The sequence below is a fragment of the Enterobacter sp. RIT637 genome (assembly GCF_019718755.1).
Taxonomy (GTDB): Bacteria; Pseudomonadota; Gammaproteobacteria; order Enterobacterales; family Enterobacteriaceae; genus Enterobacter.
The window spans coordinates 241,942-265,093 of record NZ_JAIHAZ010000002.1 but is presented as its reverse complement, the minus strand read 5'-3'; the positions used below and the strand labels follow the sequence as shown (position 1 = coordinate 265,093).

Here is a 23,152-nt window from a genome sequence, read left to right as displayed (position 1 = left end):
GACTATTCGTGCAGGCTGTCAATATTTGTTGACAGCCACCTTCCAGAATACCGTGATCTGACATATCATTTTAGCGTTAATGGCTAAGAACGGTGAATTTCCCATGCGTCTGGAAGTCTTTTGTGAGGACCGTCTCGGTCTGACCCGCGAGTTACTCGATCTGCTTGTTTTACGTAGCATTGATTTACGTGGCATTGAGATCGATCCTGTCGGGCGAATTTACCTCAATTTTGCCGAAATTGAATTCAACACCTTCAGTAGCCTGATGGCGGAAATCCGCCGTATCGCTGGCGTTACGGATGTCCGTACCATACCCTGGATGCCGTCAGAGCGCGAGCACCTGGCGCTGAGCGCGCTGCTGGAAGCCATGCCTGAACCTTTCTTGTCTCTCGACATGAAAAGTAAAGTCGAGCGCGTGAACCTGGCGAGCTGCCAGCTTTTTGCGCAGAGTCAGGAGAAACTCAGCAATCATCACGCTACGCAGCTGATCCCCGGCTTTAACTTCCAGCGCTGGCTGGACAGCAACCCGCAGAACACCCACAGTGAACACGTCGTCATTAACGGGCAAAATTTCCTGATGGAGATCACGCCGGTCTACCTGAAAGGGGAAAACGACAGTCGTGTCCTGACGGGGGCCGTGATCATGCTGCGTTCCACCGTCCGAATGGGACGCCAATTGCAGAATATCTCCAGCCAGGATGTCGGCGCATTCAGCCAGATTATTGCCGTCAGCCCGAAAATGCGTCATGTGGTCGATCAGGCCCGTAAGCTTGCCAGTTTGACTGCTCCGTTGCTAATAACGGGGGACACGGGAACCGGGAAAGATTTACTCGCGCATGCCGTTCACATGGCCAGCCCGCGGGCGGCCAAACCTTACCTGGCGCTGAACTGTGCGTCGATCCCTGAAGATGCCGTTGAAAGTGAACTGTTTGGCCACGCGCCGGAAGGGAAGAAAGGCTTCTTCGAACAGGCCAACGGCGGTTCGGTCCTGCTGGACGAAATTGGTGAGATGTCTGCGCGCATGCAGGCTAAGCTGCTGCGCTTCCTGAACGACGGTACCTTCCGTCGCGTGGGCGAGGACCATGAAGTCCACGTCGACGTTCGCGTCATTTGCGCCACCCAGAAGAACCTGGTGGAGCTGGTGCAAAAGGGAGTGTTCAGGGAAGATCTCTATTATCGTCTGAACGTGCTGACGCTGAACATCCCGCCGCTGCGCGATTGTCCGCAAGACATCATCCCGCTGACGGAGCTGTTTGTGGCCCGCTTTGCGGATGAGCAGGGGGTGCCGCGTCCGAAGCTTTCTGCCGATCTGGGCACGGTGCTGACGCGCTACGGCTGGCCGGGCAATATTCGTCAGTTGAAAAACGCCGTGTATCGCGCGTTGACTCAACTGGAAGGATACGAGCTGCGCCCTCAGGATATCCTGCTGCCGGATTACGATGCCGGGACGGTGTCGGTAGGTGAAGAGGCGATGGAAGGCTCGCTCGACGATATCACCAGTCGTTTTGAGCGCTCTGTGCTGACGCAGCTGTATCGTAGCTATCCAAGCACCCGCAAGCTGGCCAAGCGGCTTGGGGTGTCGCATACTGCGATTGCGAATAAGTTGCGAGAGTATGGCTTGAACCATAAGAAAGGCGACGAATAAAAGCAAAAGCCTCCGGATGGAGGCTTTTGATTATCCACTTATTCCTTCGCGATTGGGGTGGCAACGAGGTCTGGTTTTGTCTTACCCTGAATCGTTGCGATCCTGTTCTCCACCTCTTTCACCTGATCCTGGTTATGAAGCAGGGTATAGGTGAGATCGAACTGGGTACTTGCGCCTGGTTGCAACTGCTTAACGCGTTTCTGCTCGCGTTCAATCGTGACCGGATAGGCGTAGCTGGTACCAGGTTCAATACCCGTGACATAGCCTTGCTTCAACGTGTCGGTGTTTTTCCACAACGTCAGAACCGGCAACTGGCGAGTATCAAACTGAATTGATGCCCCTTTATCACCCGCTTTGTTGACCACCGCAGCAAGCGTCTGGTGATCTTTGTCTGCCAGCGGCGTGATATTAAAGACCATCTCATCAAACCCTTTTGTCGGACCCGCATAGGTTTGCCAGCCGTTCAAACCCGCTTTGGCGTAATCGTTAAATGGACTCACGCTGGCGACCGGAGCAAGGAAGCGAGCGCCTTCTTCAAGGATCGGTGTGCCAAAGTTGCTGTGGTAGATGATTTGATAGTCATGCGGGTAGTCAGCATGGTTGGTCAGGACATCATGCAGGCTGAACTGGTTGCTTCCTGGAACGTAACGCAGTTCGGTCATTGTTTGCAGATCGGCTTTTTTGAAGGTGCTCTCTTTAATGAGACCGCGAACGCGGATTTCATGCGGCGCAGCATCTGCGACCTCAACTTCAACCTGAGACACCGGCGTATTCCCCGCCTTGCCGTGCAGCGTGTAAATCTGCCCGTCTGCTGTCACTGGGTGGCCTGTCCACTCATAGCCGCAGCGAACCATCATTTCGTTGAAGCCTTCCAGCCAGCCGAGTCCATTTCGGCTTTCCAGATTGATAAATGCCGGGTTAACGACCTCTTTAACCGGAGAGTCCCATCCCAATTTCGAACCAAAACCCTCGACGCGCAGTAAATTCATGCCACGGGTTGGGCTTAACATTATCGTCAGGCCATTTTGACTGCTAATAACAAGGACTTTACTGCCTTCCTGCTTACCGCCGTGGAGAACTTTTTGTTCAATGCTGAAGTTCGGCCCTTTAGCGTTCAGCTGATCGCTCGAAATTCGCCAGTTTCCTTTTTCCACACCGCTTTCAGCGCTTGTCAGCACCCATGTTTTTGCCGAGGCATGACCCGAAATCAGTACTGCAACCACCGTCAACGCCAGTTTAATTTTCATATTTATCCCTTTTTGCTGAAACGATTATTTGAGTTCGTCAGCAAATCTAATGTTTAGAGGGAAGGGGAAATGTGATGCGCTTCACTGGGGAGAAAATAACGGCTTTTTAACCTGAAAAATGAGATTTAACTCTCCTGTTTGTTTATCGACTAAACAATCTTTACATAAGAAGTGTGAGGTAAAAGTACTTATGCCTTAACGATTCAGCGATTAATGCAATAAAAAACCCCGCCAACGCGAGGTTTCAGGACAATGCTAAGCTTTATAGATTGCTAAGCAATCATTATGCTTTCAGGGCTTCCAGCGCAGCGGTGTAATCCGGCTCGGTGGTGATTTCGTTTACCAGTTCGCTGAAAACAACGTTGTCGTTTTCGTCGATGACCAGAACTGCACGTGCCGCCAGGCCTTTCAGGGCACCCTCAGAAATGCCAACGCCGTATTTCTCCAGGAAGTCAGGGCTGCGCAGAGTAGACAGGGTGATGACGTTGCTCAGACCTTCAGCGCCGCAGAAGCGCGACTGGGCGAACGGCAGGTCAGCGGAAATGCACAGCACCACGGTGTTGTCCATTTCTGTTGCCAGTTGGTTGAATTTACGCACGGATGCGGCACAAACGCCGGTATCAATGCTTGGGAAAATGTTCAGGACCTTGCGCTTGCCAGCAAACTGGCCCAACGTGACGTCAGACAGATCTTTAGCCACCAGCGTAAAAGCCTGCGCCTTGTTACCTACCTGCGGAATGGCACCTGCAACAGAGACCGGGTTGCCCTGGAAATGAACGAGTTGTGACATAGATATCTTCCTGTTTACATATAGTTAACGTCGGGGCTAGTGTATGCCATCCGCGGATAACACGGCAAACCAATTTTTATGCCTTACCGGGCTGCAAGGAGTCAGTGATGAGAAGCGTTAAGGTCTATGAAGAAGCCTGGCCATTGCATACCCCATTTGTGATCTCCCGCGGCAGCCGCAGTGAAGCCCGCGTCGTGGTGGTCGAAATAGAGGAGGACGGCATTAAGGGGGTCGGTGAATGTACGCCTTATCCTCGTTACGGCGAGAGCCTTGCTTCGGTGATGGCGCAAATCATGACGCTTGTACCCGATCTGCAAACGGGTCTTACCCGCGAGGCGTTGCAACATCGGTTGCCTGCCGGAGCGGCGCGCAACGCGATTGACAGCGCGCTGTGGAGCCTGCAGGCCGGACAGCAGCAGACAACCTTGCCCTCACTCCTGGGCCTTACGTTGCCGGAAGCGGTAGTGACCGCGCAGACGGTGGTTATCGGTGAGCCAGAACAGATGGCCGCCAGTGCGAAAGCGCTTTATGACGCTGGAGCAACGTTATTGAAGGTCAAGCTTGACGATCGATTAATCAGTGAACGAATGGTTGCCATTCGTGCGGCGGTGCCGCAGGCAACGCTGATAGTGGATGCGAATGAATCCTGGCATAGCGAGGGACTGGCCGCCCGCTGCCAACTGCTGGCCGACCTGGGCGTTGCCATGCTTGAACAGCCCTTACCGGCGCTCGAGGATGCCGCCCTGGCGAATTTTATTCATCCTCTGCCTGTCTGTGCGGATGAAAGTTGTCACACCCGCGACAGTCTGGACAGCCTTAAAGGTCGCTATGAGATGGTGAATATTAAGCTCGACAAAACGGGTGGATTAACCGAAGCGCTTGCGCTGGCGACAGAGGCGCAGGTGCAGGGATTTACCCTCATGCTGGGATGCATGTTATGCACTTCCCGGGCGATTGGCGCTGCGCTACCGCTGGCAAATCAAGTGCGTTTTGCCGATCTTGATGGCCCGACGTGGCTGGCGGTTGATGTCTCACCCGCGCTGAATTTTACCACGGGCGTGCTTCACCTTTGAGGTTCCCACCGCAGAAGATCTGTCATCGCCCTGAGATACTTTTCGCTGGCCTCATCAGACGAAATGGGCGGGAATTCTGCAGTGATACAGTGCAGCCCCAGGTCAGCGCACCAGCTGCCGAACGAGCCTGGTGTTTCGTAACCCACGCTGGTCACAAGCGGAAGGGCGAATGCCTCAGCAAGCCACTGGCCCAGCGCCGTATGGCGCGGATCTTCGATACAGGCCAGCGGATCGTGGAACGAGACAACCCAGGCCGGGTGGAGCTTATGAATGAGCTGGCATAACGCCTGTGTCTCCGGCTCCGAGCCGGGGGTGTCTCCCGTCAGCAGGACCACATCGCGCTCTTCGGCGGAGCTGTTCCAGCGATATACCGTCTCACCGGCACGCCAGTTTGCTGCCGGAAAATTTCGGTTTAAGTCGACTCCCCTCGCATTGGCGCGCAACCCAAGCTGACAGCCATCCGGGTTGACGGTCAAGATCACGTGATGACGCCGCAGTTCTGGAGTCAGTGTCCTCAGCGCGCACGACAGCGTCACAATGGATGAGTTCTCATCGCCGTGCGTACCGGCAATAATCAGACCGCTGTCGCGATCGGCCTCCGGGGCAGGAAACCAGATCAAAGAAGCACCAAAAAAAGAACGGCCATATTGCTCAGCGCCAGGCGGAAATGCACCACGTTGCGCTCTTGGTCGGGTGATTGTCATACGAAATCCTGATAAAAAAGTCTCTACTGGCAGTGTTGTGCAAAACTTGCTGTTTATCAAATAGTTTCCGTAATAGCGGAAAATTGCCAGATATCAACTTTCCGGATGAAGGTATTTGCTTTTCTCATTTGTGAAACAAATAATTACGCATCTGCTGGTTATCTGAATTCAATCAAGGGGATCTTATGAAGCATCCTGTTTCGCGTCTCTGTACTGCACTCTGGTTGTGCGGACTTTCTTCACTTTCGTACGCTGCTGATGTGCCGCGGGGGACAGTTCTGGCGCAAAAACAGGAACTGGTGAGACACATTAAAGACGAACCGGCTTCGCTCGATCCGGCTAAGGCCGTGGGTTTGCCTGAAATTCAGGTGATCCGTGACCTCTATGAAGGCCTGGTGAATCAGAATGAAAAAGGGGAACTGACCCCCGGCGTGGCAACGCGCTGGCAGAGCAACGATAACCGCGTCTGGACCTTCACGCTGCGAGATAACGCCCGATGGTCTGACGGCACGCCCGTGACGGCGCAGGATTTTGTCTACAGCTGGCAGCGTCTGGTTGACCCAAAAACCACCTCACCGTTTGCGTGGTTTGTGGCGTTGGCGGGTATCAACAACGCGCAGGCGATTATCGATGGTAAAGCTGCGCCTGATACGCTTGGCGTTACGGCCGTTGATGCCAGAACGCTGCGCGTACAGCTGGATAAACCGCTGCCCTGGTTCAGCAACCTGACGGCTAACTTCGCGTTTTATCCTGTCCAGAAAGCCAATGTTGAGAGTGGTAAAGAGTGGACGCGTCCGGGCAGCCTTGTGGGGAACGGTGCGTATGTGTTGAAAGATCGTGTGGTCAACGAGAAGCTGGTGGTGGAGCCGAATACGCACTACTGGGACAATGCCAAAACGGTACTGAAAAAAGTCACTTTTGTGCCCATTAACCAGGAGTCTTCAGCAACAAAACGTTATCTCGCGGGCGATATTGATATCACCGAGTCGTTCCCGAAAAATATGTATCAGAAGCTGCTGAAGGATATTCCGGGGCAGGTGTATACGCCACCGCAGCTGGGCACCTATTACTATGCGTTCAACACGGAGAAAGGACCAACGGCTGACGCTCGCGTGCGTCTGGCGCTGAGCATGACAATCGATCGACGCATTATGGCGGAAAAAGTGCTGGGTACCGGTGAGAAACCTGCCTGGCACTTCACTCCTGACGTCACGGCTGGTTTTACGCCGGAGACATCCCCCCTTGAGCAGATGTCGCAGCAGGAGTTAAATGCACAGGCGAGGACGCTGTTGCAGGCGGCAGGTTACGGTCCGCAGCGCCCTCTGAAGCTCACTCTGCTGTACAACACGTCCGAGAACCACCAGAAGATTGCCATCGCCGTGGCCTCGATGTGGAAGAAAAACCTGGGTGTCGATGTCAAATTGCAAAACCAGGAGTGGAAAACCTACATAGACAGCCGTAACACCGGTAATTTTGATGTGATCCGCGCGTCGTGGGTAGGGGATTACAACGAGCCGTCGACGTTCCTGTCGCTGCTTACCTCAACCCACAGCGGCAATATTTCCCGTTTCAAGGACCCGGCTTACGACAAGATTATCAACCAGGCGACGCTTGAAACCACCGAGAAAGCGCGTAACGAAGATTACAACGTGGCTGAAAAAATCCTGACCGAGAAAGCGCCGATAGCCCCGATTTATCAGTATACCAATGGACGCTTGATCAAACCGTGGGTGAAAGGTTATCCGATTAATAACCCCGAAGACGTAGCCTATAGCCGGACGATGTATATCGAAAATCACTAATCAGTACAGGTTGCCTGATAACCTAAGGCTACTCCCGCAAAACCTGAGCTGGCGCGCTTGCAGCGCCAGTTTCTACATTTGACTCTCTCTCGCCACAGTTAAAATCCGAAAAAGGGTATCCAGCAATTAAGTCTGGGAAACCTTATTACGAAGCTGTTATATTGACAGTTGTGCCTCAATTGGAATAAACCTTACGTTGGGTTCTATCAGTTATGATGTACAGGTCAATAATGGACTATTACTGCATGGAACATCTTTCGTCTGAATAGTGTATTCATGGTGCGAATAATAATCATATTTTCATTGCGGTTCTGAATTTATATTTTGTCCAATATTGGACCTTTTTATTACTGGTCTTTTTAAAAAAATTATCCTATTGGTATTTCTGACTTCGGAAATTTCTCAAGCGTTAGGGTGTCTATTACAGCATTCAAGTATTGATTTATATCAATAAAATGTCGGCGCTTTGATATAAGGGTGTTGTTTTCATCACTGGTGGATATTAATTCTATTGGTTTGTGAATAAAGTGGTTAATGCTTTGTGAAGTTTATGTTTTATTGGCGTGACTCTCTATCTGTTTGCAGTCTAAAATTCTTAATAAAATTCTTATGTCAGATCTATGGTCTGTTTAGTTGATCTTGTTTGGTGTTTTGTTCTACTATGGATTTGTAAAGAAACATCGTTATTTCCAACAAACATTCCTTAAGGAAAGGGACCGCTATGGCCGATACGTTCCAGAACGAGGTGCCGAAGGCACGCATAAATTTAAAGTTGGCTCTGCACACTGGTGGCGCACAGAAGAAAGTCGAACTGCCGCTTAAACTCCTCACCGTCGGTGATTTCAGTAATGGCAAAGAAAGCCGTCCATTATCTGAAAGAGAAAAAATCAACGTCAATAAAAATAATTTTAATAGTGTACTTTCGGAATTTAGCCCGGAGGTAAATCTGATTGTGCAGAACACGTTGGCTGGAGAGGGTACGGAAGAAAATGTGAAACTGCGTTTTTCCGATATTAAAGATTTCGAGCCTGAGCAGGTGGCCCGTCAGATCCCTCAGCTCCGCGCCATGCTGGCGATGCGTAATTTATTACGCGATCTGAAATCTAATCTCCTTGATAACGCTACTTTCAGAAAAGAACTCGAGAAAATTCTTAAAGACCCGGCGCTGTCTCAGGAATTACGCGACGAAATGAGTGCACTGGCCCCGAAATAAGCGGCGTGCGTTATTTAATGGATTAACCGGGAATATGCTGATGTCTGTAAATTCTGAAACCGCCTCCGTACAGGGGCAGACCACCGTACTTGAAAAAGAGAGCGTTTACGCCTCCCTGTTTGAAAAAATCAACCTGATCCCGGCCTCAAGCCTGGGTGATATTAACGCGTTTCTGGATGATGCGGCGCTTTCTGACGCGCCAGCTGGCGAGCGCCTGACGGCGGCGATGCAGGTATTTATGGACTGCATCCGCAAGTCCGGTCAGCAGGTCGAGAAACTCGACAAAACGCTGATTGACCACCACATCGCGGAGCTGGATTTCCAGATCAGCCGCCAGTTGGACGCGGTGATGCACCATCAAGAGTTCCAGAAAGTGGAATCGCTGTGGCGCGGTCTGAAGCAACTGGTGGACAGCACTGACTACCGCCAGAACGTGAAGACTGAAATTCTGGACGTCTCAAAAGACGATCTGCGTCAGGACTTCGAAGACGCGCCGGAACTGATCCAGAGCGGACTCTACTGGCACACCTATACCGCCGAATATGACACCCCAGGCGGAGAGCCGATTGGCTCAGTGATCTCCTCCTATGAATTCGATGCCAGCCCGCAGGACGTGGCGCTGCTACGCAACATCTCTAAAGTGTCAGCCGCGGCACACATGCCGTTTATCGGTGCAGTCGGCCCGAAATTCTTCCTGAAAGACTCCATGGAAGAGGTTGCGGCGATTAAAGATATCGGCAACTACTTTGACCGTGCTGAGTACATTAAGTGGAAATCCTTCCGCGACACCGACGACTCACGCTATATCGGCCTGGTGATGCCGCGCGTGCTGGGGCGTCTGCCGTACGGTCCGGACACCGTGCCGGTGCGCAGCTTCAACTATGTCGAGCAGGTGAAGGGCCCGGATCACGAAAAGTATTTGTGGACCAGCGCGTCATTCTCTTTCGCCTCAAACATGGTGAAGAGCTTCATCAATAATGGCTGGTGCGTGCAGATCCGTGGCCCGCAGGCAGGTGGTGCGGTGAAAGATCTGCCGATCCACCTGTATGACCTTGGCACTGGAAACCAGGTGAAAATCCCATCTGAAGTGATGATTCCGGAAACCCGCGAGTTTGAATTCGCCAACCTGGGCTTTATCCCGCTGTCTTATTACAAAAACCGCGACTACGCCTGCTTCTTCTCGGCTAACTCTGCCCAGAAACCGGCGCTTTACGATACCGCGGATGCCACCGCCAACAGCCGCATCAACGCGCGTCTGCCGTACATCTTCCTGCTGTCGCGCATTGCGCATTACCTGAAGCTGATTCAGCGCGAAAACATCGGCACCACCAAGGATCGCCGTCTGCTGGAGCTGGAGTTGAACACCTGGGTGCGTGGACTGGTGACGGAAATGACCGATCCGGGCGACGAGCTGCAGGCATCCCACCCGCTGCGCGACGCGAAGGTAGTGGTGGAAGACATCGAGGACAACCCGGGCTTCTTCCGCGTGAAGCTGTTTGCAGTGCCGCACTTCCAGGTGGAAGGGATGGACGTGAACTTGTCTCTGGTAAGCCAGATGCCGAAAGCGAAAGCGTAAGGCGGGGAGATCTCAGGGATGAAAATTTACCGCCCACTTTGGGAGGATGGGGCCGCTCTGGCCCCGCAACAGTTCCAGCAGCAGGCCCGCTGGAATGAGCACGTTGCCAGTATGGTCGCCCGGATGGGTATTTCTCATCCCTGGGGCGTGATTGCTGCAGAGTTCGATGATGCTTCACTGGCGCTCTCGCGCCTGAATGCCACCCGTCTGGTGCTGCGCTTTCAGGACGGTACTCTTGTTGATACGAACCTGGCAGACAATCTTCCTCCGGTTTGCGATGTGTCTGTCGCGGCCAGCAGTGAGGTTGTTGACGTGGTTGCAGCACTGCCGTTACTGAGCGCCAGTGGTGGCAACCTCGATAACGGGCAGGACAGTGAGCGCCCGCGTCGCTGGAAAGCTGAACGTGTGGTGGTGCAGGAGCTGGCGGGTCATGAAAGCGGGGAACTCGCTATTTTGCGTCATGCACTGACCCTGCGTCTGTCTAGCCAGGAAAATACGGCTTACTTGACCTGTCCGGTAGCCCGTCTGGTTCGTAATGCTCAGGGGCAGTGGAGCCGGGACCCAGCTTTCATTCCGCCGATGCTTTCCATTTCTGCAAGCCCGTTGCTGACCGCCGAACTGGGGGACCTGCTGGTCCGCCTGCAGGTTCGCCGCCGTCGCCTGATGGCCATGAGACGTGAAAGCAATGAGCGGATGGCCGATTTTGCGGTCGCGGATGTCTCCCTATTCTGGCTGCTCAATGCCCTGAACAGTGCCGAGCCGGTGTTGACAGAACTGCTGCAGACGCCGGATCGTCATCCGGAACTGCTGTACCGAGAACTGACCCGTCTGGCCGGCAGCCTGCTGACCTTCTCACTGGAGCACGACGCCAGTGACATTCCTGATTATCAGCACGATGCACCGGAACGGGTATTCCCGCCGTTGCTGACGCTGCTCGATAAACTTCTGGAAGCCAGCCTGCCGTCGCGGGTGGTGAGTATCCACCTGGAGCATCAGGACCAGATCTGGAAAGGTGCCCTGCACGATGCGCGTCTGCGCGAAGGGGCAGACTTTTACCTCTCCGTACGCTCCTCCATGCCGAACCATGAGCTTCAGACGAAATTCCCGCAGCTGTGTAAAGCGGGTAGCTCTGATGATGTTTCAGATGTGGTGAATGTGGCCCTGAGCGGGATGCTTATCAAGCCTCTGACGCATGTTCCGGCTGCTATTCCGTTACGTCTTGAGAACCAGTATTTCTCGCTGGATCTGAGTACTGAGGCGGCACGGGCGATGCTTGAAATGGGCAACTGCACCTTCTATATCCCGCGCTCACTGGGGGATGTGAAACTTGAACTCTTTGCGGTGCTGCGCACATGAATAAATCCGAACTCAGTCAGACAGAACGTATCTTCTACCCGGGATGGCTGATGGTCAGCCAACTGCGGGGCGGTCAGGAAGTCCGTGACGGGGAAGGGCTCTATCGCAAGGCCTGCCGTCTGGTGCTGGAGGCGAAGGCTGCGCTCACGGAGGCAGGTTACAGCGACACCAGCCGTGACCATATGGTGTATGCCCTGTGTGCGCTGCTTGATGAGAGCGTGATGAACCGGGGAACCACCGATGATGGCTACCTGACCTGGCACCGCGATCCGCTGCAGGCGCATTTCTTTGGCACCCTCAATGCCGGTGAGGAGTTATGGGAACGGATCCGCGATCTGCTGAAGGAAACCGCCCCTGATGCCGCCGTCCTGACCTGCATGTACCGGACCCTGCAGCTGGGGTTCGTTGGTCAGTATCGTGCCCAGGATGATGAGCGTCGGGAAGATGTTGTTCGCGCACTCGCGGAACGGGTGCCTGCGTTCACGCTGGCTCAGGACGCCCCCATTGTTGCCCGCGCATCACACCTGCGCAGTGGCCGCCGTTGGTACTGGCTGACCTGGGTTGTGGCCGCTGTCGCTCTGGCGGCACTCTGGTTCTTCCTCTCGTCCTCGCTTACCGAGCTGGTAAGCCAGACTGTCAGGTTGGGGTAAGCGATGCGGGAAGTGTACCGAAGTCTGTTAACTGCCCTGGGTGCAGTACTGGCGCTGTGGCTCATCCTGGGATTCTGGCCACTGTCCATGGGTAGCCGTGTGGCACTCAGCCTACTTGTTACTCTGGTAGCCGGGGTGATGTTCTGGCGTCAGCACCGGGCTTTTCAGGCGCGGGCGACCGCACTACGGGAGATTGTGGATGAAAACCTGCCCCCGGAAGATTTTCAGGGGGCTGTTATCCTCGTTTCTGGCGACAACACCCCTCTGTTTGTGCCAGGAGCCCGTTACCGGGAAACCCGGCAGGGCTGGTATCTGTGGGTGAAGGATGCAGAACAGCTGCCACTCCTGGCGCAGCACCTGAGCCTTGTCCGCCCAGCCCTGGTATCGCAGATCTCGGTCATGCTGGCGGTAGTACCCGAGTTGCACACATCCGGTGATGATTTTACCCAGTCCCTGCGGGGATGGCAGCGGGCTGTCGTCCAGTGCCGTGCGGCATTCGGCATGATCCCTCCGCTGTGGACCGTTACCTGGGTATCTCCACCCGCGGCCTGTGCGGAGGCTGAGCCCGTCTGGTTTACCACAGTAAGTCAGCGGACCGGTATTCAGGTATATCAGCCCGGTCAGGGCAATGTGTCACTAACAGAGTGGATCCGGGAGACCGGTGCAGACGGACGTCTTTCGCGTCTGAGTCAGGGTCTGTGGCTGGACGGTCTGCTTGCCTGGCAGAACGGCGCGGTCAATGAACTGCTATCGGTACGGCGGGGTGAGTTACCGGCGATGAAACCCTGCGTACAGGGCATGTGCATGGTTCCGGTGAGCGGTACCCAGTGCAATCTCTGGCAACAGCACATTACTGCCGTGACCGCGCTGCCACCGGATGTTGCCCTGACTACAGAGCCACTGCCACTGCCTGAACAACTGCTGTCGGGGTTACCGCGACGACGTGGTGTCAGTCGCCGGATGGTGTTCTGGCGTTACGTCGGTTTTCTGGGCGGGATTTTCCTGGCCCTTGCCATGCTGGCGTCCTGGATGAACAACCAGCGTCTTATCCGTAATGTTGGCGATCATCTTGCGTTATACCACCATCTCACCGGCACGCCGGTTGCACCGAAACTCCGGGCGCAACAGCGCCTGCGAGCCGATGGCGCATTGTTGGACGACTGGGCGCGTCGCGGGGAGCCTCTGCGCTACCGTCTGGGTCTGTATCAGGGGATGCGTCTTGTTCCGCCTGTTGAGGCCGCCGTGAGCGACTGGGCACCGCCGCCACCGCCTCCACCGGTCATAAAGAAAATTATTCAGGGTCCGAAAACCATTCGCCTTGACAACATGTCCCTGTTCGACACTGGCAGATGGGCGCTGAAACCCGGCTCGACGAAGTTGCTGGTGAACTCGCTGGTTGGCATCAAGGTTAAGCCCGGCTGGCTGATTGTGGTGGCGGGCCATACCGATAGCACGGGAGATGACAAATCAAACCAGGTGCTGTCGCTTAAGCGCGCGGAGTCCGTGCGCAACTGGATGCGTGACACTGGCGACGTGCCGGAAAGCTGTTTTGCAGTGCAGGGCTATGGCGAAAGCCGCCCTGTCGCAACCAATGACACCCCGGAAGGCCGTGCGCTTAACCGCCGTGTCGAAATCAGTCTGGTACCGCAGGCAAATGCCTGTCTGATGCCAGGCAAACCCTCAGCGTCATCGCAGGATGATGGCGCTTCACTACACAATGGAGAGTAATTCCATGGCAATTCCTGTTTATCTTTGGCTGAAAGACGACGGCGGCGCGGACATCAAAGGGTCTGTTGACGTTCAGGACCGTGAAGGAAGCATCGAAGTGGTGGCTCAGGAGCATAACCTGTACATCCCGACCGATAACAACACCGGCAAACTGACCGGTACTCGTATCCACACGCCGTTCCTGTTCACTAAGGAAATCGATTCGTCCAGCCCATACCTGTACAAGGCAGTGACCACCGGTCAGACCCTGAAGTCTGCGGAATTCAAATGGTACAAAATTAACGATGCAGGCCAGGAAGTTGAGTACTTCAACACCAAACTCGAGAACGTAAAAGTGGTGAAAGTGAATCCTGAAATGTACGACATCAAGGATCCTTCCAAAGAGAAGCACAACCATCTTGAGCGCGTAGAACTGCGTTACGAAAAAATCACCTGGACCTACAAAGACGGCAACATCATTCATTCCGATTCCTGGAACGAACGCGCCACCGCGTAATCCTGATGCGGGCAGGGTTTTCCTGTCCGCAGTTTTTTGCTGAGTGCCTGTTTGAAACGGGCGTTGAGCAAAGAAACCCACAATCTGCCAGCCCGACCTCATGCGCTTTGGTCCCCGTCACGGGAAACAGCGATGGGCGGTAGCGTGTCCAGGAACCGACAAAGAGAGAAAGTCATGGAAAATCCAGCCATCCTGCTGCGACGTCTGAACCCTTACTGTGCCCGTGCGATGGAAGGCGCTGCCTCGCTCTGCCAGACCCGCGCGCATGCAGAAATCCTGCCCGAGCACTGGCTGCTGAAATTGCTGGAGCAGGGGGAAGGTGACCTGACGGTGCTGGCGCGCCGCTACGAGTGGGATATGGATGCGCTATGGCAGGAATTGCTCGGCTGGCTGGATAATCAACCGCGTTCGGTACGCAGTCGCCCGCAGTTGTCCTCTGATATCAAGAAACTGATGCAGGAAGCCTGGCTGATTGCCTCCCTTAACGGCGAAGAGCACATCCGCAGTGTCCATCTGCTAATGGTGCTGGTCAATAAGCCTAAACTGGCGCGCTGCAACGGTTTGTGGCCTTTGCTGACGCTCGGCCAGAGCCAGCTTGATCGTCTTCGCCCGCTATTGGACGCGCAGTCTGATGAACGTCCGGATGTACATCAGGAAGCAGAACTGGCACAAAATCACGGTGGTGAAGTGGAATTTGTTGGACGTCCGGTCGGCGCCCAGACAAAAGACGGCGAACTGAACCCGGCGCTACAGAACGCACTGGATAAATTTACCCTCGACGTTACCGCCAGAGCGAAAGAGGGCAAAATCGACCCGGTGTTTGGCCGTGACACCGAAATTCGCCAGATGGTGGACATTCTCTCCCGTCGCCGCAAAAACAATCCGATCCTGGTCGGCGAACCTGGCGTCGGCAAAACGGCGCTGGTCGAAGGGCTGGCGCTGCGTATCGCCGGGGGCAACGTACCGGAATCGCTCAAGCCGGTGGTGCTGCGTACCCTCGACCTCGGCCTGTTACAGGCGGGAGCAGGCGTGAAAGGCGAGTTCGAACAGCGTCTGAAAAACGTCATCGATGCGGTACAGCAGTCACCAGTGCCGATATTGCTGTTTATCGACGAAGCCCACACCATTATTGGTGCCGGAAATCAGGCGGGCGGTGCCGATGCGGCAAACCTGCTGAAACCGGCGCTTGCCCGCGGTGAACTGCGCACCATCGCCGCGACCACCTGGAGCGAATACAAACAATATTTTGAGCGCGACGCTGCCCTGGAACGCCGCTTCCAGATGGTCAAAGTGGACGAGCCGGATGACGACACGGCATGCCTGATGCTCAGGGGGCTGAAATCCCGCTACGCTGAACACCACAACGTGCATATCACCGATGACGCGGTACGCGCAGCCGTGACGCTTTCCCGACGCTATCTGACGGGGCGTCAGCTGCCGGACAAAGCTGTTGACCTACTGGACACCGCGAGCGCTCGTGTGCGCATGAGCCTTGATACCATTCCGGAACCTCTGACCCGCATTCGCTCACAGATGACCTCTCTTGAAATGGAGAAACAGGCGCTGCTGGAAGACATCGCTGTGGGTAATCAGCAACATGGTGAGCGACTGGCCGCGATTGAACAGGAAGAAGTACGCCTGATAGTCGAGCTGGATGAACTGGAAACCCGGTACGGGCAGGAACTTAATCTCATCGAACAATTGCGGGAAAGCCGCCAGGACATCTCTCGCCAGAGTGAAACGCATGCGCTGCAGCTGGAGCTGAACGGTATGCAGCACAGCAACCCACTGCTTTCTGTTGATGTGGACGTGCGTACCGTTGCCACCGTGATTGCCGACTGGACAGGTGTGCCGCTTTCTTCCCTAATGAAAGACGAGCAGACGGAGTTGCTGAACCTGGAAAACGAAATCGGCAGACGTGTTGTCGGTCAGGATGTGGCGCTCGAGGCCATCGCTCAGCGCTTGCGCGCCGCAAAAACCGGGCTTACGTCTGAGAACGGCCCGCAAGGTGTATTTCTTCTTGTCGGTCCGAGCGGTGTAGGTAAGACCGAAACCGCGCTTGCGCTAGCGGATGTGATGTATGGGGGAGAAAAATCGCTGATTACCATCAATCTCTCCGAATACCAGGAACCGCACACCGTGTCCCAGTTGAAGGGCTCACCTCCGGGTTATGTCGGTTACGGTCAGGGCGGTATTCTCACCGAAGCGGTGCGCAAGCGCCCGTACAGCGTGGTGCTGCTGGATGAAGTGGAAAAGGCGCACCGTGACGTAATGAACCTGTTTTATCAGGTATTCGACCGGGGCTTTATGCGTGACGGCGAAGGGCGCGAGATTGATTTCCGTAACACCGTTATTCTGATGACCTCCAACTTGGGCAGCGACCACCTGATGCAACTGCTGGATGAACAGCCGGACGCCACCGAAGGGGATATGCAGGAACTGCTGCGCCCGATTTTACGTGACCACTTCCAGCCCGCGCTGCTGGCCCGCTTCCAGACTGTGATTTACCGTCCGCTCGCCGAAGCGGCGATGCGTACCATCGTGAAAATGAAACTTTCGCAAGTCAGCACGCGCCTTAACCGCCACTATGGCCTGACCACGCAGATTGATGAGAGCCTGTATGACGCGCTGACCGCCGCCTGCCTGCTGCCGGATACCGGTGCGCGCAACGTCGACAGCCTGCTCAACCAGCAAATTCTGCCGGTACTGAGCCAGCAACTGTTGGCCCGCATGGCTGCAAAACAGAAACCTCACTCCCTGACGCTCGGCTGGAATGATGATGAAGGGATTGTACTGATGTTTAATGAGGCGCACGGAGGCTGAAATGCAGATTTGCAAGATGGATTACAGCAACCTGTCGACGGATGGCAAAACGGCGTATCTGAAATGCTACGGCATCGGGACGTTTGAAGTGCTGTCGGGGATTGAGCGCTATATTAATAACCCTGACTGTGCCGACCATGAGAAGGCGGCTATTCCACCCGGTACATACTGGGTGACCGACAGGCCTGCCGGCAGTCTGTATAACCGCGTCAGGGCAGAGGCGATTGATGCGTGGAATGGTTACCGGAATCATCATTCTGAATGGTTTGCACTGTTCAGCGATAAAACCAAAAAAGACAGTCTGAATGTGAATGGCCTGAACCGGACCGGATTTCGACTTCATCCGCTGAACAGCGACGGAACCGGTGTTTCATGGGGCTGTATCACCCTGCGTCGTTACAGTGACTTCCAGCATCTGCGCCGTCTTTTACTGAGCCGCGGTACGTTTACGGTTCCGGGGGGCAACGGCCTGATGGCCTGGGCCCGTATTGATGTGCGCGGTACGCCCGATTTCAGCCAGTGCGAGAAAGAGGTCAAGGAAAAGGAAAACGCTGACAAGCGTCGGGCACAACAGGCCCTGAAGAAACGCATGGAGAGCGCAGAATGAAAATCCTGCTCGTACTGGTCCTGGCATTGGTCGGGTCGTTCTTCCTTCCCGATGGCAGCCTTACCGATTTTGTCATCAACCACCTTCCGGTGCCGGGAGACGGCGAAGAGGGGATGGATAACCTGGCGATGACGGTCATCCTGATAAAAGCCCTGCTGAGCGGCATCGGGGCATACCTCCTGCTGACCCTGCTCCACTGGCTGCGCAATCGTCTGAATAAATAGTCCGTTTTCTGCTTCTCTGACCGATACTGGCCCGCGCCAGCCCTGACGGAATAACCGAATACACAATGGAGTCAATGCCATGAGCCTGACGGATACCCTGAACACGATGGTGGCCACCGTCACCGGAAAAGCCCTGAACCGCTACCGCCTCGATATCCCTTCCTGTACGGCCGATATCGACGTGGAGGACTTCAGCGGCTCAGAAGCGATGAGCGAGCTTTACAGCTACACCATCAATTTCACCAGCGCCGACAAGAACATTGATGCCCGCCAGATGCTGAGTAAGCCGGCGACCCTGACCATGGGCGCGGGCAATTTGCTTTCCCTGGCGGAGCGCAAGGTGGTTCACGGAGTGGTGACCCGTTTCGAGCGTACCGGTGGTTCAGCAGATGAAGCGCATTACTGCATCGTGCTGGAACCGTTCCTGGCATTGCTGGGGAATCAGTTCCGCACCCATCGCTTTTTCGTCAACAAGTCGGTGCCGGAAGTGGTTGCAGAGGTGCTCACGGAACATGGCCTGAAAGGCTGGGAGTATGAGTTTACCCTCAAAGCCGATTATCCAAAGCGTGAGCAGATTAACCAGTATCAGGAAAACGACCTCGCCTTCATTGAACGCCTGCTGGCGGAGGTGGGGATTTTTTACTTCTTCACCCTGCAGTCTGATACCCAGACCGAAGTAGTGCACTTTGCGGACAAGCAAAGCGCCTGGACGTTTGGTAAAAAACTCCCGCTGAATAGCCCGTCAGGGGCGAATGACAATGCGGCCGACTCGGTGTGGGATGTGCACGTGTGGCATAACGTGGTGGAGCGCTCGGTCACTGCCAGCGATTACAACCACCGCGAAGCCCAGAACGTCCTGACGTCCGTGCCGGCGGACATGACCCGCGGGGACGGGGAAGGGAACACCTACGGCGATGTGTACCATTATCGCCCGCGTCACCTTGAACGTGGCGACAAAATTAACCCCGAAGCGGAAACAGGTAACTTCTGGGCACGCCTGGAGCATGAACGCTACCTTTCCACCCAGACCACTGTAACTGGCAGCAGTACCGACCATACCCTGGGCCCGGCTCAGGTGTTGACTATCACCGAGACGGCTATCCCACCGACGCTGCCGCGAGAAACCGAAAACGGTCTTGTCATCATTAGCGCGGGTTACTCCGCCAGCCGTCAGAGCGCGCTGAAGGTTGAATGGGCGGCTATGCCGTACTACGAGAACCGATGCTGGCGTCCAGCCGCGAAAAAGCGTCCGGTGGTCAGCGGCACCGTGATGGCGCGTGTCACCAGTGCCAAAGATAACGACATCTACGCCTGGCAGGATGCATCCGGCATGTACCGGGTGAAATTTGATGCTGACCGCGACGATAAACGCCAGGGCATGGAAAGCATGCCGGTGCGTTTTGCCAAGCCTTATGGTGGTGATAAGTACGGTTTCCACTTCCCACTGATTCAGGGTACTGAAGTCGCCATTGCGTTCCATGAGGGCGATCCTGATCGTCCGTATATTGCCCATGCGCTTCATGACTCCCGCCATGTTGATCATGTGACTGAAGCCAACAGCACGCGCAACGTCATTCGCACTGCTGGTCTGAACAAGCTGCGGATGGAGGACAAGCGCGGTGAAGAGCATATTAAGCTCAGTACTGAGTACGGGGGCAAGACGCAGCTTAATTTAGGACATTTGGTCAATGCAAATAGGGCATTGCGGGGGGAAGGTTTTGAGCTGCGCACTGACGAGTGGGGAGGTATCCGGGCGGGGAAAGGGATATTCATTACTGCAGACAGCCAGCCTGAAGCACAGGGGAAAGTGCTGGATATGGCAGCAGCACATTCCTTATTGGCGCAAGCTGTTAGTCAAATGGAGTCTCTGTCACAGGCAGCATCAGCAGCAAATGCACAGCTCTTGAAATATGAGCAGCAACAGGCACTGATGGAAGAGAAGTTACTTACGCTAAAGCAGGCTGTATTGCTGATGAGTGCACCGGAAGGTATTGCATTAACCAGTGGAAACCATTTTCAGACAGTTGCAAGTGAAAATATTTTTTTGACTGCAGGGCAAAATGTTGAACTTGGAGCAAAGAAAAATATTACCCTTGCCGCTTCAGAAAAAATATCAATATTTACCGAAGCTGAGGGCATAGAATCTATTGCAGCCAAAGGCGATCTAATATCACAAGCTCAGTCAGGAAATGTTGAAGTAATTGCTAAGAAAAATATTTCTCTGACCAGTACAACAGAGAATATGACTTTTACAGCGGCAAAAACCTTAACGTTGAGCTGTGCTGGTGGGGCATATATCCGCCTATCCGGAGGAAACATCGAGCTAGGCTGCCCTGGTGATATTATGATGAAGCAAAGTAAGCTTCTCTATAGTGGCCCAGTTTCTATGCAGTCAAATATTCCGGATCTTCCCGGTAGTGGTCCCCAATCAATGAGTTTCATGTTGTTAGATGCTCTAGGTAATGCTGCGCCATCTGTTATGAAAGTGAGCCTGTTTGACAGTGAATCAAAAGAAAAAATATGGAGTTCTGCTTTTAATAATGGAGAGTCAGGTTGTTTTGAGCAACCTGAGAATAAAAATTTTCATGCAATAATCGGTGATGATAAATGGACGAGCCTTTTTTCTAATGATGATGAACATGAGATTGAAGATGAGATTTATGATGATCTGGATTTTGGTGAGCATGGTCCGCAGTATGATTGTGAAATAAACGAACAAGATAAGGAATAACCATGGAAAAGTATACCGTTCAGAAAGGTGACAGTCTGTGGAAAATAAGTCGTAGATTTGGAATAGATATCAATGAACTTACAAATATTAATGGTCTTCGCACTAAAGCAGAACAACATATAATCCAGCCCGGACAGATATTAAACTTACCCTCGAAAGATAAGGTATATGATACTCAATTAGCTTTGATAATTTGTGATCTTGCCTGGCGCCCACTTACGAATGTAAAAGTCAGAATCACTTTCGATGGTAAGGCCTATGATTATCTAACCGACGGTAATGGAATTGTGGCTGGTCTGCTTATTGAGGATAGTACCAAAGGTATAAAGGTTGAACTACAGCATTTGAATGAAAAAGAATATATTTTGATTGCCAATCATAAAAAACTGCCGCTGGGAAGGTTAAGTCTGCGGATATCGTCCAGAGAAATGATAATAAAAGGGAGTACAAGCGTTAAACAAGGTACTCAACAATCGAGTAAAAAACAGGAGAAAGAAAAAGCAAAACAAAAAGGTAATCCCTCTGCTTCCAGTTCCTCAAAAGATAAAACAATGGAAAGCCCGACGCCTTCTTTGAATCAAACCACTAGAATTGAAGGTGGGGTCCCCATCAGTGTGAATAATATCGGAAATGTCAGTGAGGGATTGCGCCTTCCTCCGGAGGCAGAGCAATATCGTGATTATATTATTGAAGCGGCTAAAAAATATGATTTCCAACCAGAGGGACTTGCAGCATTAATCTATGCGGAGTCACGATGGAAAGCAAACGCTACTAATAATACCGGTTCTGGGGCGGTAGGGTTAGGGCAGTTTAAGCCTGATACATGGTTGTCTCTTTGTGCTAAACCTGAATCCAGAGTTTATCAGTTTATAACAGGAAAATATTCATACCAGAAATTAATATACAGAAATAAAAAGCTTTGGGGAGAAACGGTTGACGGAACTATAGCAGAAATTGATACAGATACTGTTTTATCTTTACGGCTTAATGCAGAATATAATATTGATATGATTGGTTTACTTGACCGAAAGAGTATTGAAGAATTAATTAATAAGTGGAACTTACTTTCTATCAAAGCACTTGAACCTGACGAAATGGTCAAAGTTGCCTATCTTGTTCATACGAATGGAACGCTTGGATCTGTTGATATTATTATGAATGGAGATGAGGTGGCAGAAAATAATTATGATAAGAATCATATCCCTACTGAATCAACATACGAAAAACGTTTATTTTCCAATTTAAAAGATACAATAAAAATAGAGCGTTATCATTCTATTGATGGAACTTATAGAACCGCTTTTGTAGCATGGATGATTGACTATTACGATTCACTTATCGTACCTGATCATTACAGGGTTGTGCCGGAAGAAAAAAATTATTCTATCAAAGATATTATTCATAAACTGAATCCAAAATATATACCAAAAAATGACCTACCTTCTGAGGGCGTTCCGAGTCTACAGACACAAGCACAGACACGAGCACCGGTTACAAGTCAATGGCATAACCCTATAGAGAGTTGTCAAATAAGAACGGCTGGTATGATAAGCGCCAGGAGCGCAAGTTTCGGACAGGACGTGAGGCGGGATGCAGCCGGTAATCCTAGACCACATCAGGGAGTAGATATAAAAGCGGAACCAGGGACCCCAATTTATGCTGTAGCAGATGGTCATATTCAATTTATAATAAGGAATCCAAGCGATACGGCACCCTACGGCAAAACATTGTGTATTGTCGTGGATATAAACGATCTTCCAGAAGATAAAAAAGAATTATGCAAATATGAAGATCAACCCTTAGAACGAGTGTATTTTTTTTATGCGCATTTATCTGAAATTAGCCCTCATTTATCGAGAAATGCAAAAGTAGAGTGTGGTGATATCTTAGGTAAAACAGGTCATACAGGTAATGCGAACAGGATGACAACAATTGCAAGGGGCGCTCATTTGCATTTTGAAGTTCGAACTAGATGGGATACAGGTTTAGGGTGTGATTTCCATTTAGATCCATCGCCATTTATTGATGGTTTTGACTACCCATAGGGATAAATTATGAGATGTTTTTGTTTTTTTGTTTTTTTGTTTTTTTGTTTTCAATATCGTTCACTAACGCTAGTGATAAAAAGGATGAGATATTATCTTCCGGCGATGGTCTCGAAAGCTTAATTGATCAAGATGCAAATGAAAGATATGATGATCAATTTATTAATTTTAAAAATAGTCAAAATAATCTCTCTGATAGTGAAAGAACAAAAAAATTGCTCCAAAATCAATACTGGTTGATCAATAAAAATCAGAACTTTTGGGTTGGATTTTTTGATGGAAAACAAGTTAAAGTATCTAAAGGAATTTATCCAGATATAAATATTGATTCATATCTGCCACAACAAATCATCAGGATAAAAAGTGGAGGTAAACTGTCTCAGTTTGTTATAAAAAGCACTGATGTAAGTAGTTATGGTTCTCCTTTACACTGTTATAATAA

Annotated in this window: 17 protein-coding genes and 1 pseudogene; 15 read left to right on the top strand and 3 right to left on the bottom strand. The window is 52.4% G+C overall.

What is annotated here, in order from left to right; translation table 11 throughout:
* Positions 1-103: 103 nt before the first annotated feature.
* Positions 104-1,645, top strand: a complete 1,542-nt coding sequence (gene tyrR, locus K5E19_RS04800; RefSeq protein ID WP_221550225.1) for a transcriptional regulator TyrR — start codon at positions 104-106, stop codon at positions 1,643-1,645.
* A 38-nt stretch (positions 1,646-1,683) separates the two neighbouring features.
* Here tyrR and K5E19_RS04795 read toward each other — a convergent pair whose 3' ends face one another.
* Together K5E19_RS04795 and tpx are read right to left on the bottom strand one after the other, a co-directional pair.
* Positions 1,684-2,892, bottom strand: a complete 1,209-nt coding sequence (locus K5E19_RS04795; RefSeq protein ID WP_221550224.1) for an aldose 1-epimerase family protein — start codon at positions 2,890-2,892, stop codon at positions 1,684-1,686.
* A gap of 283 nt (positions 2,893-3,175) precedes the next feature.
* Positions 3,176-3,682, bottom strand: a complete 507-nt coding sequence (tpx, locus tag K5E19_RS04790) for a thiol peroxidase (protein WP_221550223.1) — start codon at positions 3,680-3,682, stop codon at positions 3,176-3,178.
* Positions 3,683-3,789: 107 nt separating this feature from the next.
* Between tpx and ycjG the strand changes: the two genes are divergently transcribed.
* Entirely contained in the window at positions 3,790-4,755 is a 966-nt protein-coding gene (gene ycjG, locus K5E19_RS04785) for an L-Ala-D/L-Glu epimerase (RefSeq protein ID WP_221550222.1), read from the top strand.
* Here ycjG and mpaA read toward each other — a convergent pair.
* A complete protein-coding gene (gene mpaA, locus K5E19_RS04780) occupies positions 4,746-5,459 on the bottom strand; it encodes a murein tripeptide amidase MpaA (protein WP_221550221.1) in 714 nt (237 codons plus the stop codon). The genes ycjG and mpaA overlap by 10 nt on opposite strands.
* Positions 5,460-5,644: 185 nt before the next feature.
* On the opposite strand from mpaA, the gene K5E19_RS04775 reads away from it, so the two are divergent.
* The 13 genes and pseudogenes from K5E19_RS04775 to K5E19_RS04715 form a co-directional block, all read left to right on the top strand.
* Positions 5,645-7,261, top strand: coding sequence for an ABC transporter substrate-binding protein (locus K5E19_RS04775; RefSeq protein ID WP_221550220.1), 1,617 nt, complete (start codon positions 5,645-5,647; stop codon positions 7,259-7,261).
* A gap of 721 nt (positions 7,262-7,982) precedes the next feature.
* Positions 7,983-8,474, top strand: a complete 492-nt coding sequence (gene tssB / locus K5E19_RS04770) for a type VI secretion system contractile sheath small subunit (protein WP_221550219.1) — start codon at positions 7,983-7,985, stop codon at positions 8,472-8,474.
* A gap of 40 nt (positions 8,475-8,514) precedes the next feature.
* On the top strand, positions 8,515-10,050 hold the full coding sequence (gene tssC, locus K5E19_RS04765; RefSeq protein WP_221550218.1) for a type VI secretion system contractile sheath large subunit: 1,536 nt from the start codon (positions 8,515-8,517) through the stop codon (positions 10,048-10,050).
* An 18-nt stretch (positions 10,051-10,068) separates the two neighbouring features.
* Complete coding sequence (tssK, locus tag K5E19_RS04760) at positions 10,069-11,406, top strand: type VI secretion system baseplate subunit TssK (protein WP_221550217.1); 1,338 nt, start codon at positions 10,069-10,071, stop codon at positions 11,404-11,406.
* Positions 11,403-12,056, top strand: a complete 654-nt coding sequence (gene tssL, locus K5E19_RS04755) for a type VI secretion system protein TssL, short form (RefSeq protein ID WP_221550216.1) — start codon at positions 11,403-11,405, stop codon at positions 12,054-12,056. Before tssK ends, tssL begins: the two co-directional genes overlap by 4 nt.
* Positions 12,057-12,059: 3 nt before the next feature.
* A complete protein-coding gene (locus K5E19_RS04750) occupies positions 12,060-13,784 on the top strand; it encodes an OmpA family protein (RefSeq protein ID WP_221550215.1) in 1,725 nt (574 codons plus the stop codon).
* Between the two features lie 4 nt (positions 13,785-13,788).
* A complete protein-coding gene (hcp, locus tag K5E19_RS04745) occupies positions 13,789-14,280 on the top strand; it encodes a type VI secretion system effector Hcp (protein WP_023325816.1) in 492 nt (163 codons plus the stop codon).
* Positions 14,281-14,454: 174 nt separating this feature from the next.
* Positions 14,455-17,103: a type VI secretion system ATPase TssH gene (tssH, locus tag K5E19_RS04740; RefSeq protein ID WP_221550214.1), complete on the top strand. Its 2,649-nt coding sequence runs from the start codon at positions 14,455-14,457 to the stop codon at positions 17,101-17,103.
* Between the two features lies 1 nt (position 17,104).
* Complete coding sequence (locus tag K5E19_RS04735) at positions 17,105-17,710, top strand: DUF2778 domain-containing protein (protein WP_221550213.1); 606 nt, start codon at positions 17,105-17,107, stop codon at positions 17,708-17,710.
* Entirely contained in the window at positions 17,707-17,934 is a 228-nt protein-coding gene (locus K5E19_RS04730) for a hypothetical protein (RefSeq protein WP_221550212.1), read from the top strand. The genes K5E19_RS04735 and K5E19_RS04730 overlap by 4 nt, the downstream gene beginning before the upstream one ends.
* A 79-nt stretch (positions 17,935-18,013) precedes the next feature.
* On the top strand, positions 18,014-20,665 hold the full coding sequence (locus K5E19_RS04725) for a type VI secretion system Vgr family protein (RefSeq protein WP_221550211.1): 2,652 nt from the start codon (positions 18,014-18,016) through the stop codon (positions 20,663-20,665).
* A gap of 2 nt (positions 20,666-20,667) precedes the next feature.
* Positions 20,668-22,710, top strand: coding sequence for a peptidoglycan DD-metalloendopeptidase family protein (locus K5E19_RS04720; protein ID WP_221550210.1), 2,043 nt, complete (start codon positions 20,668-20,670; stop codon positions 22,708-22,710).
* 14 nt (positions 22,711-22,724) lie between these two features.
* Positions 22,725-23,152, top strand: a pseudogene (locus K5E19_RS04715) (hypothetical protein); the annotation flags it as partial.

What these genes read in the sequence shown, in the direction of transcription:
- tyrR (WP_221550225.1), top strand. Translation starts at nt 104, where the DNA reads ATGCGTCTGGAAGTCTTTTGTGAGGACCGTCTCGGTCTGACCCGCGAG.
- K5E19_RS04795 (WP_221550224.1), bottom strand. Translation starts at nt 2,892, where the DNA reads ATGAAAATTAAACTGGCGTTGACGGTGGTTGCAGTACTGATTTCGGGT.
- tpx (WP_221550223.1), bottom strand. Translation starts at nt 3,682, where the DNA reads ATGTCACAACTCGTTCATTTCCAGGGCAACCCGGTCTCTGTTGCAGGT.
- ycjG (WP_221550222.1), top strand. Translation starts at nt 3,790, where the DNA reads ATGAGAAGCGTTAAGGTCTATGAAGAAGCCTGGCCATTGCATACCCCA.
- mpaA (WP_221550221.1), bottom strand. Translation starts at nt 5,459, where the DNA reads ATGACAATCACCCGACCAAGAGCGCAACGTGGTGCATTTCCGCCTGGC.
- K5E19_RS04775 (WP_221550220.1), top strand. Translation starts at nt 5,645, where the DNA reads ATGAAGCATCCTGTTTCGCGTCTCTGTACTGCACTCTGGTTGTGCGGA.
- tssB (WP_221550219.1), top strand. Translation starts at nt 7,983, where the DNA reads ATGGCCGATACGTTCCAGAACGAGGTGCCGAAGGCACGCATAAATTTA.
- tssC (WP_221550218.1), top strand. Translation starts at nt 8,515, where the DNA reads ATGTCTGTAAATTCTGAAACCGCCTCCGTACAGGGGCAGACCACCGTA.
- tssK (WP_221550217.1), top strand. Translation starts at nt 10,069, where the DNA reads ATGAAAATTTACCGCCCACTTTGGGAGGATGGGGCCGCTCTGGCCCCG.
- tssL (WP_221550216.1), top strand. Translation starts at nt 11,403, where the DNA reads ATGAATAAATCCGAACTCAGTCAGACAGAACGTATCTTCTACCCGGGA.
- K5E19_RS04750 (WP_221550215.1), top strand. Translation starts at nt 12,060, where the DNA reads ATGCGGGAAGTGTACCGAAGTCTGTTAACTGCCCTGGGTGCAGTACTG.
- hcp (WP_023325816.1), top strand. Translation starts at nt 13,789, where the DNA reads ATGGCAATTCCTGTTTATCTTTGGCTGAAAGACGACGGCGGCGCGGAC.
- tssH (WP_221550214.1), top strand. Translation starts at nt 14,455, where the DNA reads ATGGAAAATCCAGCCATCCTGCTGCGACGTCTGAACCCTTACTGTGCC.
- K5E19_RS04735 (WP_221550213.1), top strand. Translation starts at nt 17,105, where the DNA reads ATGCAGATTTGCAAGATGGATTACAGCAACCTGTCGACGGATGGCAAA.
- K5E19_RS04730 (WP_221550212.1), top strand. Translation starts at nt 17,707, where the DNA reads ATGAAAATCCTGCTCGTACTGGTCCTGGCATTGGTCGGGTCGTTCTTC.
- K5E19_RS04725 (WP_221550211.1), top strand. Translation starts at nt 18,014, where the DNA reads ATGAGCCTGACGGATACCCTGAACACGATGGTGGCCACCGTCACCGGA.
- K5E19_RS04720 (WP_221550210.1), top strand. Translation starts at nt 20,668, where the DNA reads ATGGAAAAGTATACCGTTCAGAAAGGTGACAGTCTGTGGAAAATAAGT.